13 protein-coding genes are annotated in these 15,492 nt (G+C 61.1%); 6 read left to right on the forward strand and 7 right to left on the reverse strand.

Translation table 11 applies throughout. The features are described 5' to 3' along the window. Nucleotides 1–71: 71 nt before the first annotated feature. The 3 genes from EX00_RS24655 (at nt 72) to EX00_RS24665 (ending at nt 3,711) form a co-directional block, all read left to right on the forward strand. Complete coding sequence (locus EX00_RS24655; RefSeq protein WP_052210941.1) at nt 72–740, forward strand: methyltransferase family protein; 669 nt, start codon at nt 72–74, stop codon at nt 738–740. Between the two features lie 336 nt (nt 741–1,076). Beyond that, a complete protein-coding gene (locus tag EX00_RS24660) occupies nt 1,077–2,534 on the forward strand; it encodes an OmpA family protein (protein WP_047463995.1) in 1,458 nt (485 codons plus the stop codon). Nucleotides 2,535–2,544: 10 nt separating this feature from the next. Further along, nucleotides 2,545–3,711: an NADH-ubiquinone oxidoreductase subunit E gene (locus EX00_RS24665; protein WP_047463997.1), complete on the forward strand. Its 1,167-nt coding sequence runs from the start codon at nt 2,545–2,547 to the stop codon at nt 3,709–3,711. Between the two features lie 124 nt (nt 3,712–3,835). Here the strand turns inward: EX00_RS24665 and EX00_RS24670 are convergent, their stop codons facing one another. The 5 genes from EX00_RS24670 to EX00_RS24690 are packed head-to-tail and all read right to left on the reverse strand — an operon-like array spanning nt 3,836 to nt 9,804. Next, a complete protein-coding gene (locus EX00_RS24670) occupies nt 3,836–5,350 on the reverse strand; it encodes an ABC transporter substrate-binding protein (protein WP_047463999.1) in 1,515 nt (504 codons plus the stop codon). A gap of 19 nt (nt 5,351–5,369) precedes the next feature. Next, nucleotides 5,370–7,079 (reverse strand): dipeptide ABC transporter ATP-binding protein, encoded by a 1,710-nt coding sequence (locus EX00_RS24675; protein WP_047464001.1) that lies wholly within the window; start codon nt 7,077–7,079, stop codon nt 5,370–5,372. Continuing rightward, complete coding sequence (locus tag EX00_RS24680) at nt 7,076–7,927, reverse strand: ABC transporter permease (RefSeq protein WP_047464003.1); 852 nt, start codon at nt 7,925–7,927, stop codon at nt 7,076–7,078. The genes EX00_RS24675 and EX00_RS24680 overlap by 4 nt, the downstream gene beginning before the upstream one ends. Continuing rightward, a complete protein-coding gene (locus EX00_RS24685; RefSeq protein ID WP_047464005.1) occupies nt 7,924–8,862 on the reverse strand; it encodes an ABC transporter permease in 939 nt (312 codons plus the stop codon). Before EX00_RS24685 ends, EX00_RS24680 begins: the two co-directional genes overlap by 4 nt. 51 nt (nt 8,863–8,913) lie before the next feature. Next, nucleotides 8,914–9,804 carry a proline iminopeptidase-family hydrolase gene (locus EX00_RS24690; RefSeq protein WP_047464007.1) on the reverse strand — a complete coding sequence of 297 codons (891 nt, stop codon included), beginning with the start codon at nt 9,802–9,804 and terminating at the stop codon, nt 8,914–8,916. 128 nt (nt 9,805–9,932) lie between these two features. On the opposite strand from EX00_RS24690, the gene EX00_RS24695 reads away from it, so the two are divergent. The 3 genes from EX00_RS24695 (at nt 9,933) to EX00_RS24705 (ending at nt 12,845) form a co-directional block, all read left to right on the forward strand. Then, entirely contained in the window at nt 9,933–10,715 is a 783-nt protein-coding gene (locus EX00_RS24695) for a helix-turn-helix transcriptional regulator (protein WP_047464009.1), read from the forward strand. Nucleotides 10,716–10,768: 53 nt separating this feature from the next. Further along, on the forward strand, nt 10,769–11,683 hold the full coding sequence (locus tag EX00_RS24700; RefSeq protein WP_047464011.1) for a proline iminopeptidase-family hydrolase: 915 nt from the start codon (nt 10,769–10,771) through the stop codon (nt 11,681–11,683). Between the two features lie 220 nt (nt 11,684–11,903). Next, nucleotides 11,904–12,845 carry an ornithine cyclodeaminase family protein gene (locus EX00_RS24705; RefSeq protein WP_047464013.1) on the forward strand — a complete coding sequence of 314 codons (942 nt, stop codon included), beginning with the start codon at nt 11,904–11,906 and terminating at the stop codon, nt 12,843–12,845. A 12-nt stretch (nt 12,846–12,857) separates the two neighbouring features. On the opposite strand, the gene EX00_RS24710 is transcribed toward EX00_RS24705, so the two are convergent. Beyond that, nucleotides 12,858–13,790 carry a LysR substrate-binding domain-containing protein gene (locus EX00_RS24710; protein ID WP_047464015.1) on the reverse strand — a complete coding sequence of 311 codons (933 nt, stop codon included), beginning with the start codon at nt 13,788–13,790 and terminating at the stop codon, nt 12,858–12,860. Nucleotides 13,791–13,805: 15 nt separating this feature from the next. Next, nucleotides 13,806–15,386 carry an alkyl hydroperoxide reductase subunit F gene (gene ahpF, locus EX00_RS24715; protein WP_047464017.1) on the reverse strand — a complete coding sequence of 527 codons (1,581 nt, stop codon included), beginning with the start codon at nt 15,384–15,386 and terminating at the stop codon, nt 13,806–13,808. Between the last annotated feature and the right edge of the window lie 106 nt (nt 15,387–15,492).

Raw genomic sequence — 15,492 nt, forward strand, 5'->3', positions numbered from 1 at the left:
AATAGTCCTGCGTTTTTCCTTTACGCCTCCGGATTCCGGCCGTCTGCAGGTTTCCTCCAGCGAGGAGCATCATGACTTCCTATCTGCTTCAGCTTCTGGCATGGCTGGTCTTCATGGCCGTGCTACTTTTTTGGCCTGCCGGCACGCTCGCCTTTCCCGGCGCGTGGGTCATGATCGGCCTGTTTGCGATCGGCAGTCTCGCCATGGTTTTCTGGCTATCGCGCTATAGTCCGAGCCTGCTGCGAGAGCGCATGGGCTCGCCTTTGCAGCGCGGTCAGAAGATCTGGGATCGTATCTGGCTGAGCTTATTCATCCTGGCCTTCTGCTGCTGGATGGGTTTCATGGGCTGGGATGCGGCCCGCACCGGCTTTACGGCCGTGCCGTTCTGGCTTCAGGTGGCCGGAGCCCTCGGCCTCGTGGCCAATATGCTCGGCACATCATGGACGTTTCATGAAAATGCCTTTGCCGCGCCGTCGGTAAAAATCCAACCGGATCAGAAGGTAATCGATACGGGGCCTTACGCGATCGTGCGCCATCCGATGTATGCCAGCGTGCTACTTCTCTTTCTCGGGGTGCCCTTGCTGCTCGGCTCCTGGTGGGCCCTGCTGTTCTCCGCGCTGCTGATCATCGCGATCGGCTGGCGCGCGGTCCATGAGGAGCGTACCCTGAGATCGGAGTTGAGCGGCTATGACGCTTATGTCGGACGCGTGCGCTATCGGTTCGTTCCATTCATCTGGTAGGAGCGACCGGCGCTGTCGGTCGCAAACGTCTTTTTTACCATCATGGCGCGTCTTAATTGCGTACCCGGAGCCGCTGTTCCCGAAACTGTAGCCGAAGGCCAGTTTGCAATTTTATCTCCCGGAAAAGTGGGCTCAAAGGGCTTTGGATGCGGATTTGAATTTCCTATCCGCAAAAAAATAAGTGCCGCCTGATGCCTATTCGTCGTGAACGGCACGTCATTCCTCGTAACGGAATACATGTGATGAATGCAATTTGTGTTGCGAGCATAATGATTTAAAGTATATTCTCAAAAACTTATATAGTGCCATATGGGTTCTGTCATTGGGGGGGGAGCTATGAGTCAGCCTTCGAAATGGTGGTGGGGACTAATCCCCCTGGCGATTCTTTGGATTCTTGCCACGATCTTTACCGGACAATCCATCAACAGTGATCTTGGCGGCAGGTCCACCTCGGCTTTGGGCACGACCATTGAGAATCCCGCCTTCAGCGTGTCGGGACGTGATGTATCGGTTTCCGGCACTGTATTTTCCCCCGACGAAGCCTTAAAAGTCGCCGGCACCGTGGATCAGGTCTGGGGTGTCCGCAAGGTTTTGGTCGACGCCAAGCAACCTGATATCGCCAAGCCCTTCAACTGGGGCATTTCCCATGAGGGTTCAAGCGTCGTCCTGAGCGGCAACGTGCCGAACCCGACCACGCGCGACAAGATCGTTTCCGCCGCGAAAACGGCCTTCTCGGGCGCCGATATCAAGGACGAGATGCAATATGCCAGCGGCGCGCCCGCCAGCTACGATGGTGGCGTGCTGTTCGGGCTGGCTCAACTGGCCGGCCTTGAAAAAGGCAGCGTCTCCCTATCCGATACGGGTTTCGGGATTTCGGGCACGGCTGCCACGCGCGACGCCTATGACGCGATCACCACCGCGCTCAAGACATTGCCGCAGGGTCTCACGCTTGCAAAGACCGATATCACGGCTCCGGCTCCCGTTGCCGCTCCTGCAGCAACGACGCCGACTCCAGCGGCAACGGCGCCCGCCGTTACACCTGCGCTCGCGCCACCCTCCTTTAGCTTCGATGCCTTGAGGGATGCGGGGAAACTAACGCTTTCAGGCAATTATCCCGACGATGACACACACAGCAAGATCATCGATGCGGCCAAGAGCCTGTTCTCCAGCGATGAGATCAGCGATCAGCTGAAAGCCGCTCCCGGCGCGCCAAATGGGTTTGCAACGGCCGCGCTCGGCGGGCTCAACGCCCTGTCGCGTCTTGCCAAGGGATCGTTCTCGCTTTCCAGCACCGATGCGAAGCTCTCCGGCGAAGCGCTCTATAGTGGCGCGGTGAAGAGCATCCAGGACAGCTTCGCCGCCGCAATACCCGAGGGATTCAAGACAGCGCCTACCGAAATCGCCGTCAGCGCGCCCGCTCCGGCAGTCGATGCCCCGAATTGCCAATCGCTACTCAACACGATCCTAAGCAAATCGAAGATCAACTTCGATACCGGTAAGGCCCGGATCTCGACGGTATCGTCCGGCGTGCTGGACACGATCGTCGCGACGATCGGCCGGTGCTCCGGCAATTCCGTGGAGATTTCGGGTCACACGGATTCGAGCGGAGACGAGGCGGCAAACGTCGCCCTGTCCGAACAGCGCGCCAAGGCGGTCGTCACCTATCTGACGGACGCAGGCGTGTCGGCGAGCCGGTTGACTGCAGTCGGCCTCGGCTCGTCGCGTCCGGTCGCATCGAACGATACTGATGAGGGCAAGGCGCTCAATCGCCGTATCGAATTCTCTGTCAAATAGGGAGGCAGCAATGACCTATCTGTTTTCGACTTATTGGCCTTGGATGCTGCTTGCGCTGGTGCTCGGGGGCATTGTCGGTTTTGCGACTTTCCTGCGGTCCGGCAAGGGCTGGTGGCCGGACGCCTGGCCGGGCTGGTTCAAGCTGCTCAGCCTGCTGTTCCTGGTGGGCCTTGTGGTGGCCATCTTCAAATGGCTTCCCGGATTGCTGGGGCATTACCTGGAAACCGCGCTGCTGTTCGTCGGCAGCTATATTGTCGGCTGCTTCCTCGGTAGCTGGCTGGCAAGCTTTCGCTCGCGCGAGGAGATTGAGACGAGCGAGCCTGCCGTGGCTGTGGAACCCGCACCGGTGCGGGTCACGCCTCCGTCACCTGCACCTGCACCTGCACCTGCACCCGTGCCTACGCCGGCGCCGGCTACGGCTACGGCTCGCGTGGTGACGCCGCCTCCGGTCGTCACGCCTATTCCGACGTCAACGCCCGCTCCGGTGCGGGCAACCGCCTCGGCACCGGTATCCGCCGCTCCCGCAGGCGACCACCTCCATCCCGGCCAGCGCCCGCCAGCCGTCGCGAAAGGGGGGGCCTCCCTGGACGATCTGAAGCTCATTGATGGTGTCGGTCCCGTCAACGAGGGAAAGCTCAACGAGCTGGGCATCTGGACCTTCAAACAGGTTGCGGCCTGGACGCCGGCAAATGCCGAATGGGTCGGCAGCTATATGGCCTTCCCGGGGCGTATTGAGCGTGAGGACTGGATCGGGCAGGCGGCACAACTGGCGAAAGGGCTTGGAACCGACGTCTCGCGCCGGGCCGATCTGGGTGATGCGTCCGCGTCATCGGGCTTTGTTTCGTCGGCGTCGGCCGCTGCTCCCGCCGCCGCCGGTGATCATCCCGGTCAACGCCCGCCGTCCGCCGCGAAAGGGGCCGCCACTCCGGACAATCTGAAGCGCATCTCCGGCATCGGTCATGTCAACGAGGAAAAGCTGAACGAGTTGGGCATCTGGACCTTTGCCCAGATCGCGGCCTGGACAGAGGCAAATGCCGAATGGGTCGGCAGCTATATGGCCTTCCCGGGGCGCATCGAGCGCGAGGACTGGATCGATCAGGCCGCCAAACTGGCAAAGGGGATCGAAACCGAATTCTCGCGCCGGGTCGATCATGGCGACGTGCCCACCTCGTCGTAACAGACTTTCGACAAGCATGCAGATGGCCGCTCAGACCTGACGAGCGGCATGATCCTCCCCCACCGAAATGGGTAATGCTCCGCCGCTGATCGGGCGGCGGAGCAAAGACACTTAGTGCTGGACCTCAGTTCTTGACGGTATCTTCCAGGAAGAAACGGCCGAGCGGGTTCTGATAGAAGTTTTCAATGTTCTTGCGCGAAACGTTGATATAGGGGCTGTAATAGAGGTCGATCCAGTTGACGTCGTCCTTCGCCATCTTCTGCAGATCGATATACATCTGCTCGCGCTTCTTCGGATCGAGCTCCAGGCGAGCCTTGGCGACCAAATCCTTCACCGCTTCGTCTTTGTAATTGGTCGAGTAGTTGTTGTTGGAGTCGTGGCCGAGCACGAAGGTGGTCTTCTGGTCCGGGTCGAGAATGTCGTTGGTCCAGTAGTTGACGGAGATGTCGTAATCGCCGGCGACCGTCATATCCCATTCCTGGCTCGGATCGACTTTTTGCAGGTTGGCGGTGATGCCGGCCTTCTGCAATTGCTGCTGCACCAGCACGGCCGTCTGCTCGTCGACTTCGTCGCCGGCGCGCAGAAGATAGGTCAGCGTCAGGTTGGAAACGCCGGCGCCCGCCAGCATCTTCTTGGCCTTTTCCGGATCGTAGGGGCGCTGCAGGTTGTCGGCATAGTGATAAAGCGCGCCCTTCGGAATGTAGGAATTGGCGACCGTGCCCTGGCCGAAGGTGACGGCATCGACGATCGCCTTCTTGTCGATGGCGAGGTCGAGGGCCTGGCGGACTTCCTTCTTGCCGAGCTCGCCATGCGCGTGGTTGATCAGGAGGTGATCTTCGCGCGTCGAGGCGTCGATGTCGACATTGAGGTTCGGGTCCTTCTTCAGCTCCGCCACGCGAGAGAAAGGAACGAAGATCGCCGTATCGAGCTGACCGGCCTGGACGTTCAGCATGCGGGTATTGTCATCCGGCACGGAGATCCATTCGACACCGTCGAGCTTCACCCGGTCGGCCTGCCAGAAATAAGGGTTCTTCTTGAGGATGATGCGATCGCCGCGCCGCCATTCCTCAACCGAGAACGCGCCGGATCCGATCGGCTTTTCGGCATAGGCGTCGGGGCCGAGCGTCTCCATGCCCTTCTTGGAAATGACGGAGGCGTTCGGCAGCGCCAGTGTCGACAGGAAGGGTGCGGAGGGATGCTTGAGCTTGATCGTCAGCGTGCGCGGGTCGGTCGCAATCGCAGTGTCGATCACCTTGTAGGAGTCGCTCCAGAGCGAAGCCGCGTCGTCACGGATGCGCAGCAGGCTGAAGGCGGCGTCCTCGGCGGTCAGCGGCGAGCCGTCGGAGAATTTCGCGTCGCGGATCTTGAAGACATAGGTCAGGCCGTCCTCGGACGCGGTCCAGCTTTCGGCTAGGCCGGGCTCGAGCTTGGTGCCGGTCTTGTCAACACGGATCAGCACGTCATAGACGTTCGAGAACACCCAGTTATCGATGTTCTGCGCCGTCTTGATCGGATCGAACGTGGTCGAATCCTCGCGGCGGCCGATGGTCAGCACGCCGGCTGCCTCGGCATAGGTTGCGGTGAGGGTGAGGCCGGCGACGATGGCCGCGAGCCCGATTGATTTCCATCTGCTGGTCATAAGATCGTTCCCTTGGTTGTTATGGCATGCGTTTGATTGGCAGGATTTCGGCGACGTTGCTTTCGCCGCGAAGATCGGTGTCGGCAAAGAGCTGCTTGTCCGGATCGATGTCCGGAATGGCGGCGATGAGCGAGGCCGTATAGGGGTGTTTCGGACGCGCGAAGACTTCCTCAGATGGGCCTTCCTCGACGATCTCGCCGCGATACATCACGACAGTGCGTTCGCAGAGATTGCGGACGATGGCGAGATCATGAGCGATGAAGAGTAGGGTCAGGTTCATCTTCCGCGTCAGCTCGCGGAAGAGCTCGATGATCTGCGCCTGGATGGTGACGTCGAGGGCGGCGACGCATTCGTCGGCGATGATGAGTTGGGGATCGACGGCGAGCGCGCGGGCGATGCCGGCGCGCTGGCATTGGCCGCCGCTCATGCTGCGCGGCTTGCGCTTGGCGAATTCGCGCTCCAGCCCGACGAGATCGAGCAATTCGCCGACGCGGGCGGGGATGTCGGCGGATGCGACCTTGCCCTGCACCTTCAGCACTTCGGTGAGCATGTCGCCGATCGTCAGGCGCGGATTGAGCGCATTATAGGGGTCCTGGAATACCATGGCCGCCTCGCGCCGCAGCTTGGTGAGGCCCGCCTTTCTTTGCTGAGCCAGGTCGATGCCATCGAAGGTGATGTGGCCGGAGGAGAGTGGTGTCAGGCCAAGGATGGCGCGGGCAAGCGTGCTCTTGCCGCTGCCGGATTCGCCGACGATCCCGACCGTCTCGCCGGGCATCAGTCGCAGGCTGACGCCCGAGACGGCGTTGACCGTTCTGGCGCCGCTGCCCTTGAAGAGGCCGCCGCCGACATTGAAGCGGACGTGTAGGTCGTCGATTTCGAGGAGGGGTTTAGGGGGCGTATCGGTTTTCACGGCCTTCGCGATGGATACCGTCTCGTCCGGCATCGACGGATGGCTCTTGATCAGGTCGATCGTGTAGGGATGCCGCGGCTGCGACAGGAGCGTCCGTTTCGGACCGTCCTCCAGCAGCTTGCCGCCGCGCATCACGGCGATGCGGTCGCAGGTCTGGGCGACGATGCCGAGATCGTGGGTAATGAGGATGATGGAAAGGCCACGCTTGTCGCGGATGTCCATCAAGAGCTTGAGGATCTGCGCCTGGATGGTGACGTCGAGCGCGGTCGTCGGCTCGTCGGCGATCAGGATCTTCGGGTTGCAAGACAGGGCGACGCCGATCATCGCGCGCTGGCGCATGCCGCCGGAGAATTCGTGCGGATAGCTCTCATATTGCCTGATAGGATCGGGAAAGCCGACCTGGCCGAGGATTTCGATGGCGGCAGCGCGTGCCTCGCGGGCGTTGAGACCCTGATGATAGCGGATGCCCTCGGCGATCTGGTTACCGATCCGCATGACCGGGTCGAGATGGCTCGTCGGGTTCTGGAAGATCATGCCGATCTCGCCGCCGCGCACCTTCAGCATGTCGGCGTCGCTGATTGTCGTCAGATCGCGACCCTCAAGCAGGATGCTGCCGCCTTCGATCTTCAGCAGCGAGGACGGCAGAAGGCGGATCAGCGAGCGGCAGAGCAAGCTCTTGCCGGAGCCGCTTTCGCCGACAAGGCCGAGGATTTCTCCCTTGGCAAGGTCCAGCGAGACTGTATCGAGCAGTGTGCGCTCGCCGTTGTCGAGATGCGCCTTGACGGTGAGATCGCGGACGGAAAGGACGGAGGCGCTCATTCATGCACCCCCAGCAATTCGCCCAGCGCATCGCCAAGCATGCTGAATCCGAAGGCGAGGCAGACGATGGAGAGGCCGGGAAACAACGTGATCCACCAGGCCGTGGTGATGAAGCTTTGGCCCTCGGCGACCATCACACCCCATTCGGCCAGCGGCGGCTGCACCCCGAGGCCGAGATAGCTGACGGCGGCGCCGCTCAGCAGAACGAGCACGGCGTCCGACATGGAAAAGACGATCGAGCCGGCGATGGCATTCGGCAGCAGATGGCGGAACATGATGCGGAAGCGGCTGAAGCCGAGGCTGACGGCGGCAACCGCATAGTCGCTGTTCTTCAGCACCAGCATCTGCGCGCGGATGAGGCGGGCATAGGACACCCAGCCGACCAGCGCCATGGCGATATAGAAGCTGCTCAGCCCCGGCCCGAGAATGGCGATGATCGACAGCATCAGCACGAGGAAGGGGAATGCGAGGATGATGTCGACGAGCCGCATGAAGATCGCATCGATCACGCCGCCGAAGAAGCCGGCGATGGTGCCGATGGTCGTGCCAATCAGGAAGGGGAAGACGACGCCGATCAGCGCGATTTGCAGATCGATGCGTGTGCCCCAAAGGACGCGGGACAGGATATCGCGGCCGAAATTGTCGGTGCCGAAGGGGTGCAGCAGAGATGGCGCCTGCAGGCGGACGTCGGCATTCTGCAGGATCGGATCATAAGGCGCGATCAACGGAGCGCCGAGCGCCGCCAGCAGAAAGAACAGGAGAATGCCGCCGCCGATGACGAGGGTCAGCCGCTTGCCGAGAAGATGGCGCCAAGCGATGGAAGCGGGAATGGTTGCCTGGAGGCTCATATCGTCACCCTCGGATCGGCGGCGACTGTGACGATGTCGGCCAGGAAATTGACGAGCACGGTGGCACAGGCAAAGACCATGGCGACGCCCTGGACCACCATATAATCGCGCGAGAAGATGGCGCGCACCAGTAGTTGGCCCATGCCAGGCAGCGCAAAGACGCTTTCGACGACGACGGTGCCGCCGATTAGCCAACCGATATTGACCGCCAGCAGGTTGATGGTCGGCACCAGCGAATTCGGCACCACATGCCGCCAGAAAACGATGCTCTCCGGCATGCCACGCGCCCGCGCCGCCGTCGCCACATCCGATTTCAGGGATTCGATCATCGCGGCGCGCAGGCTGCGGGTCAGCACCGTCGACAGCGAGAGCGCGATGGTGAGGCTCGGCAGGATAAGATGCAAAAGCTTGTCGCCAAGCGTCTCGCCGTAGCCGGAGACTGGAAGCACGCCGAGATTGACGCTGAAGAAGATGATGAGCATCAGGCCGAGCCAGAAGGGTGGAAAGCCGATACCGAAGGTGGAGACAACGCGCACGATATGGTCGGCCGCGCGGCCATTGTTGCGGGCGGCAATCGCCGCCATCGGCACGGCAATGACGATCGACAGGATGACGCTGGCAACGACCAGCGCCACGGTCGGCTCGATACGGGTGGAAATCAGCTTCAGCACATCGATCTTGTAGAGGATGGACTTGCCCATCTCGCCGTTTGCGAGGTTCTTCAGGAAGTAGAAGTATTGTAGCCAGATCGGCTGATCGAGGCCGTATTGCGCGCGGATATTGGCGAGCGCCGTCGGCGTCGCGCGCGTGCCGAGAATGTTGCGGGCGGGATCGCCGGGAATGAGGCGCACAAGGATAAAGGTGATGACGCTGATGCCGAAAATGACAGGCAGGAATTGCAGCGGGCGGCTGAGAACGAACCTATAGCGATGCATGGTGACGCTCGCTCCCTTGCCTTCTTCGGTCTTTGAACGCTTCCTGTCGCATCATGCCTGCCTATGCCTCGCCAGGAAATCGAGAAGCGCGGGATAATAGTCGCCGGGGTTTTCATAGAAGGGCATGTGGCTCGCGTTCGCAAACACCTTCAACTCCGCGTTGGGAATGGCAAGCTTCATGCGCAGCGCGCAGGCCGGTGTCAGCTCGTCATGTTCGCCGACCGTGATCAGCGTCGGCACGGTCATGCGCGGCAGGTCGGGGATGCGGTTCCAGTCCTTGAGATTGCCGATATAGAGAAATTCGTTCGGCCCCTGCATGGTCGCGTAAGGTCCCATGTTCCAGTCGTCGAGCGAACGGCGTACCGGTGCTGGCCATCCCGGCAGGCGGCAGACATGGCGATAGTTGAGGATCGTCACGGCGGCCACATATTCCGGATGATCGTAGGTGCCTTGCGCTTCATGCTTCTGCATCATCGCCACCGTTTCCGGGCCGAGTGCCGCGCGCAGCCGCTCCAGTTCCAAAATCAGATGCGGCATGTCGGCGACGGTGTCCTCGAGGATCAGCGTCCGAAGGTTTTCCGGATAGGTGAGCGCATAGTCGATCGCCAACCACCCGCCCCAGGAATGGCCAAGCATGTGGACTTTGCCGAGGCCGAGCGCCTTGCGGACGGTTTCGGTTTCCTCGACATAGCGACCGATCGTCCAGAGCGCCGGATCCGTCGGGCGGTCGGACGCGCCGGTTCCGAGCTGGTCGAAGGCAACGACGCGATAACCGTGGTCGACAAGGCAGGAATGCGCCTCGCGCAGATAGTCGCAGGGAAGGCCGGGGCCGCCGTTCAGGCAGAAGACGGTCTCCGCGCCGGAACCGAAGCTATAGGCAACGACCTTATGCCCGTCGACTTCGACTTCCATGCGCTCGTCCGGCTGCATTTCGCGCCACATCAGCTTACTCCGGCAAATATTCTTCTTGCTCAACATTTGGGCATGATTAAATTTTTACCGTAAACCGCGATCCACACCAGCTATAAGAAGTGATAGGGTCGGAGTTTGGATGTAAGCCGGAGTTCTCCATGCTTGACGAAATCGGAACGATCAGACGCCAATTCACAGCGCGTGATACGCTGGATGGACGGATCGACCAGGCTTTTGAAGCGATGCAACAGCTCGGTTTCGAAGCATTGATCTATGATTATACGCCGGTGCCCTTCGATCTCAACGGCGAGATCATGGTTCCTTCGTTTCTGAAGCTGCGCAATATTTCCGATGACATGCTCGAATACTGGTTCGACCGCGGCTATTTCCGCATCGATCCGGTACAGCAGGTGGCGTTGCGCACCTCGGCGCCGTTCTTCTGGAACTACAACGTCGAGGCCAATACGGCGATCAACCGCTATCTGGGGGAGAGCACCGAACCGGTCGCGCGCTACCTCAACGAACGCGACATGTCGACGGGCGTCACCGTGCCGGTGCACATGCCGCGCGGCGACTATGCGACGGTCACCGGCATCCGCTTCGGCGCGAACAAGGATTTCGAGCGCAATGCGCTGCGCTACATCGCCGATTTTGGCCTGCTCGCACATGTCTTTCACGAAAGCGCCTATGCGCTGTTCGATTCAAGCGCGCGCAGTGTCGGCAAGATGCGGCTGACGGAACGGGAGCGGGAGTGCCTGCGCCATTCGGCCGAGGGACTTTCGGCCAAGGAAATTTCCCGCATCATCGACCGCTCTGTGCCGACCGTCGTCATGCATCTGAATTCGGCGGCCAAGAAGCTCGGCGCCAAGAACCGCACGCAGGCAGTGGTGCGCGCCACGCATTACCGGCTTCTGGATAACGTGCCATCCTATAACTTCTGATAGCTGCCGCAGGCCTTGAGGCCGCGTTATGCTTCTCCGTCCTTGCCAAAGAGATGGAGAAACCCGTGGTCGCTGTCGCATCGAAAGAAGCCTTCCTGCCCTTCCGCGAATACCAGACCTGGTATCGCATCACCGGATCGCTCGATAGCGGCAAGCTGCCTCTCGTCGTCGCCCATGGCGGCCCCGGCTGCACGCATGATTATGTTGATAGCTTCAAGGGCATCACAGAGATCGACGGCCGCGCCGTCATTCACTACGATCAACTCGGCAATGGCAACTCCACGCGACTGCCGGAAAAAGGTCCCGATTTCTGGACGCCGGCACTGTTCCTGGAGGAGCTGGATGCGCTGCTGAAGCATCTCGGCATTCAGGATCGCTATGCTTTCCTCGGCCAGTCCTGGGGCGGTATGCTGGGTGCCGAACATGCGGTGCGCCAGCCGAAGGGGCTGAAGGCGCTGGTCATCGCCAATTCGCCGGCGAACATGCACACCTGGGTTTCCGAGGCCAATCGGCTCCGCCGCGAATTGCCTCGGGATGTGCAGGATACGCTTCTGAAACACGAAGAGGCCGGCACCATCACCGATCCTGAATACATCGCGGCCTCCCGCGTCTTCTATGACCGGCATGTCTGCCGCGTCGTTCCCTGGCCGCCGGAAGTGGCGCGCACCTTCGCGATCATGGACGAGGACAATACCGTCTATCGCAACATGAACGGCCCGACGGAATTCCATGTCATTGGCACGATGAAGGACTGGACGATCGAGGAGCGTCTGCCCTTGATCGAAGCGCCGACGCTGCTGATCTCCGGAAAATACGACGAGGCGACGCCAGACGTCGTCAAGCCCTATGTCGACCGCGTCGCCGGCTGCAGATGGGTACTCTTCGACCAGTCCAGCCATATGCCGCATGTCGAGGAAAAGGAGCTTTGCCTGGCAACCGTCTCCGCCTTCCTGTCGGAGCATGACTGACCGCATGATGATGTTCGTCGGCTAAAGGTGGTCGTTCCATGGACGGCGGTCGGATCTCATTCGGAAAAGCCGTATTTGAGACAAACGAATCGGCGAAAGCCCTTCGTCGGGAGCTTTTGGATCAAAGAAATTTCGTGGCGTGCCTGCGCGAAAATTCCTGTTGACCTCAACCTGGGTTGAGGTGTGAGAGTGCATTCATTCGCTAGCGATGGAGGGGCCGATGGCGATCATTCTGGGTGATAGTGATCTGGAAGAGCTGCCGGTCATGCGGCTTGCCATCGAGGCGATCGAGGAGGCAATCCTTGCCCGATCCGCGGGGGATCTGGTTTCGCCGCCGCGGCACAATGTTTCCTTTGACGGGAAAGGAGACCTGATCTTTACGATCGGTGGAACGCTCGATGATGCTTCGATTGCCGGCTTCAGGGTCTATGACACATTCACGGGGCCTCGCCACGAACAGATCGTCGCTGTCTGGTCGACCGAAACGGCGGAGCTTCAGGGCCTCATCATCGGCACCCGACTGGGAGCGATCCGCACCGGCGCGATCGGCGGCATTGCCATTCGCTATATGTCGTCCCCCGATGCCAGGACGGTCGGCATTATCGGCAGCGGCCAGCAAGCACGCACGCAATTGGAAGCGGCGGCGCTTGTTCGCGACCTGACCCATGTCAGGGTCTATAGCCGCAGCGAGCGACGGCGCTATGTTTTCGCACTGGAGATGGAGCAACGCCTGGGCATTCCGGTCGAGCCGGTGGACACGCCGCGTCGCGCGGTGAGCGAAGCCGACATTGTGATCTGCGCCACGACCAGCCTCACCCCGGTGATTGAAGCAAGCTGGCTGAAGCCCGGAGTTCACGTCAATACCGTCGGACCCAAGAGCGTGGACGAACACGAACTGGGCCTGGACGTGGCCGCCGCCGCCGACCTCGTCGCAACCGATTCCCCAGAACAGGTGAGGGCCTATAAGGCGCCGTTCTTCTTGGATGGCTCACCGAGCGCCGAGCGCCTGATCGACTTGGCGGCAATCGTCAGCGGCAAGGTGATCGCCCGCCAGACGCCCGACCAGACGACATTGTTCTGCTCGGCCGGCCTCAGCGGTACCGAGGTGCTGGTGGCGGCGCGCATTCTCGCCGCTTTCAAGGCGAGGGCCGGTGCCAGCTGACGTGGCGCCCTGCTAGGCCTTCACAGGGCCCTGGGCGTGTGGTCTGTCGTGAAGTAATTGTTGCGCCGTTGTTCGAAACATTTCCGCTAGTTGCTTCAGAAGCGGGCCTGTCGGCGCGCTTCTGCGCCAGCATAGGCCGATGCGGCGCTTCGAATTGCCGTCGCTGAATTTCAGGAGACGGATCTGGTCCGACGACATGATCGGGCCGATGGTCGCCAGCGCGGGTAGCAGGGTGATGCCGACGTTTGCGCCGACCATAAGGCGTAGCGTTTCCAGGCTTGTGGCCTGGAAGGAGGATTTCTGTCCGGCGCCGGAGAGCCGGCAGACGTCGAGCGCGTGTTCGCGCAGGCAATGCCCTTCCTCGAGAAGCATCAGATCGTAACGCGAGAGATCTTCCATGCAGATGCTCGCCCTGCCGACCAGCGGGTGCTTCTTCGGCACGGCGAGCAGGAACGGTTCCTCGAACAGGAATTCCACCTGCAGCTGATCGCTCTCGACCGGCATCGCCAGAAGTGCGGCATCAAGCTCGCCGCTCCGCAGGCGCGACAAGAGCACGCCGCTTTTCTCTTCGCTCAGAAGAATTTCCAGTTGTGGAAAGCGTTCATGCACCTGCGGCACCACATGCGGCAGGAAATAGGGGCCGAGCGTCGGGAAGGCACCGAGACGAAGTGTTCCGAGCTCCTGGTTCTGGTTCAGCAGCGCGGCATTCTTCAATTGCTGGACATCGACGAGGATCCGCTTTGCCCGTTCGGCCGCATCCTTGCCGAACGTCGTCAGCATGACGGAGCGCGAGTCGCGCTCCACCAACGGCGTGCCGAGTTCCGCCTCGAGCTTCTTGATCTGCGCCGACAATGTCGGCTGGCTGACCAGGCAGGCCTCGGCCGCGCGGCCGAAATGGCGATATTTGGCCAGCGCGACGAGATATTCCAGTTCTCTGAGTGTCATGGAATGCCTTGCCGCTTAGGCGGCCTTGGCCTCCTCTTCGCTCGGAGCGGAGGTGCGGATGAGGTGGTCGAAAGCAGCGAGCGATGCCTTGGCGCCTTCACCCACGGCAATGACGATCTGCTTGTAGGGAACCGTCGTGCAATCACCGGCGGCAAAGACGCCGGGCAGCGACGTCTGACCGTGATGATCGACGACGATCTCGCCACGGGGAGAAAGCGTGATGGCGCCTTTCAGCCATTCCGTATTGGGCAGTAGGCCGATCTGCACGAAAATGCCGTCCAGAGCCAGCGTGTGCTTCTCGTCCTTGTTGCGGTCCTCGTAGACGAGCCCGATGACTTTGCTGCCATCGCCCAGCACTTCCGTGCTCTTGGCCGACAGGATGATCCGGACGTTGGAAAGGCTGCGCAGCTTGCGCTGCAACACATCGTCGGCGCGCAGCTTGCTGTCGAATTCGATGAGCGTGACGTGCTTGACGATGCCGGCGAGATCGATCGCCGCCTCGACGCCGGAGTTGCCGCCGCCGATCACGGCCACATCCTTGCCCTTGAAGAGAGGACCATCGCAATGCGGGCAATAGGCGACGCCCTTATTGCGATATTGTTCCTCGCCGGGAACGCCCATCTGCCGCCAGCGCGCGCCGGTGGACAGGATCAGCGTGCGGGATTTCAGCGTCGCGCCGCTGGCAAGCTCGACCTCGAACAGGTCGCCCTTCGGCGTCAGTTTTTCAGCCCGCTGCAGGTTCATGATCTCGACGGGGTAGTCCTTCACATGCGCCTCGAGAGCGCTGGCAAAGGCTGGTCCTTCAGTGTGCGGAACCGAAATGAAGTTCTCGATCGCCATGGTATCGAGCACCTGGCCGCCGAAGCGTTCAGCGACGACACCGGTGCGGATGCCCTTGCGAGCGGCATAGATCGCCGACGCGGCGCCAGCAGGGCCACCGCCCACCACCAGCACGTCAAAGGGTTCGAGATCGGCGAGCTTTTCGGCGGTGCGCTTTGCAGCGCCTGTATCGAGCTTGGCGATAATCTGCTCGACTTCCATCCGGCCCTGGCCGAAAATCTCGCCATTCAGATAGACCGTGGGAACCGACATGACCTGCCGGTCCGCAACTTCCTGCGGGAACACGCCGCCGTCGACGGCGACATGGCTGATCTTCGGATTGAGGATCGACATCAGGTTGAGCGCCTGGACGACATCAGGGCAATTCTGGCACGACAGCGAGAAATAGGTTTCGAAGCGGAATTCGCCGTCAAGATCGCGGATCTGGTCCAGGATGGCCTGTTCGACGCGCGGCGGATGTCCGCCGGTCTGCAAAAGGGCGAGGACGAGCGAGGTGAATTCGTGGCCGAGCGGAATGCCGGCGAAACGCAGGTCGATATCATGCCCCGGGCTGGTGAGCGCGAATGAGGGGGCTCGTTCGCCGGCGTCACGCTCCTGGGTGAGGGTGATCTTGTCGGAGAGGCCGGTAATGTCTTCGAGAAGCGCCACCATCTCCTTCGACTTCGCGCTCTCATCGACATTGGCGCGGATCTCTATCGGCCGTACGACTTTTTCCAGATAGGCCTTGAGCTGGCTTTTCAGTGCGTCGTCAAGCATCGATATGTCTCCGGTTCGGAAGGAAAATTGGGACGACCTGTCCGGCGGAACAAAGTCGCCATCAGTCTTAATTGTGCGTGGGAGGCCTTCCCCGTTTTTGGGGAAG

The sequence above is a fragment of the Martinezella rhizogenes genome (assembly GCF_000799715.1).
GTDB classification, from domain to species: Bacteria; Pseudomonadota; Alphaproteobacteria; order Rhizobiales; family Rhizobiaceae; genus Rhizobium; species Rhizobium rhizogenes_C.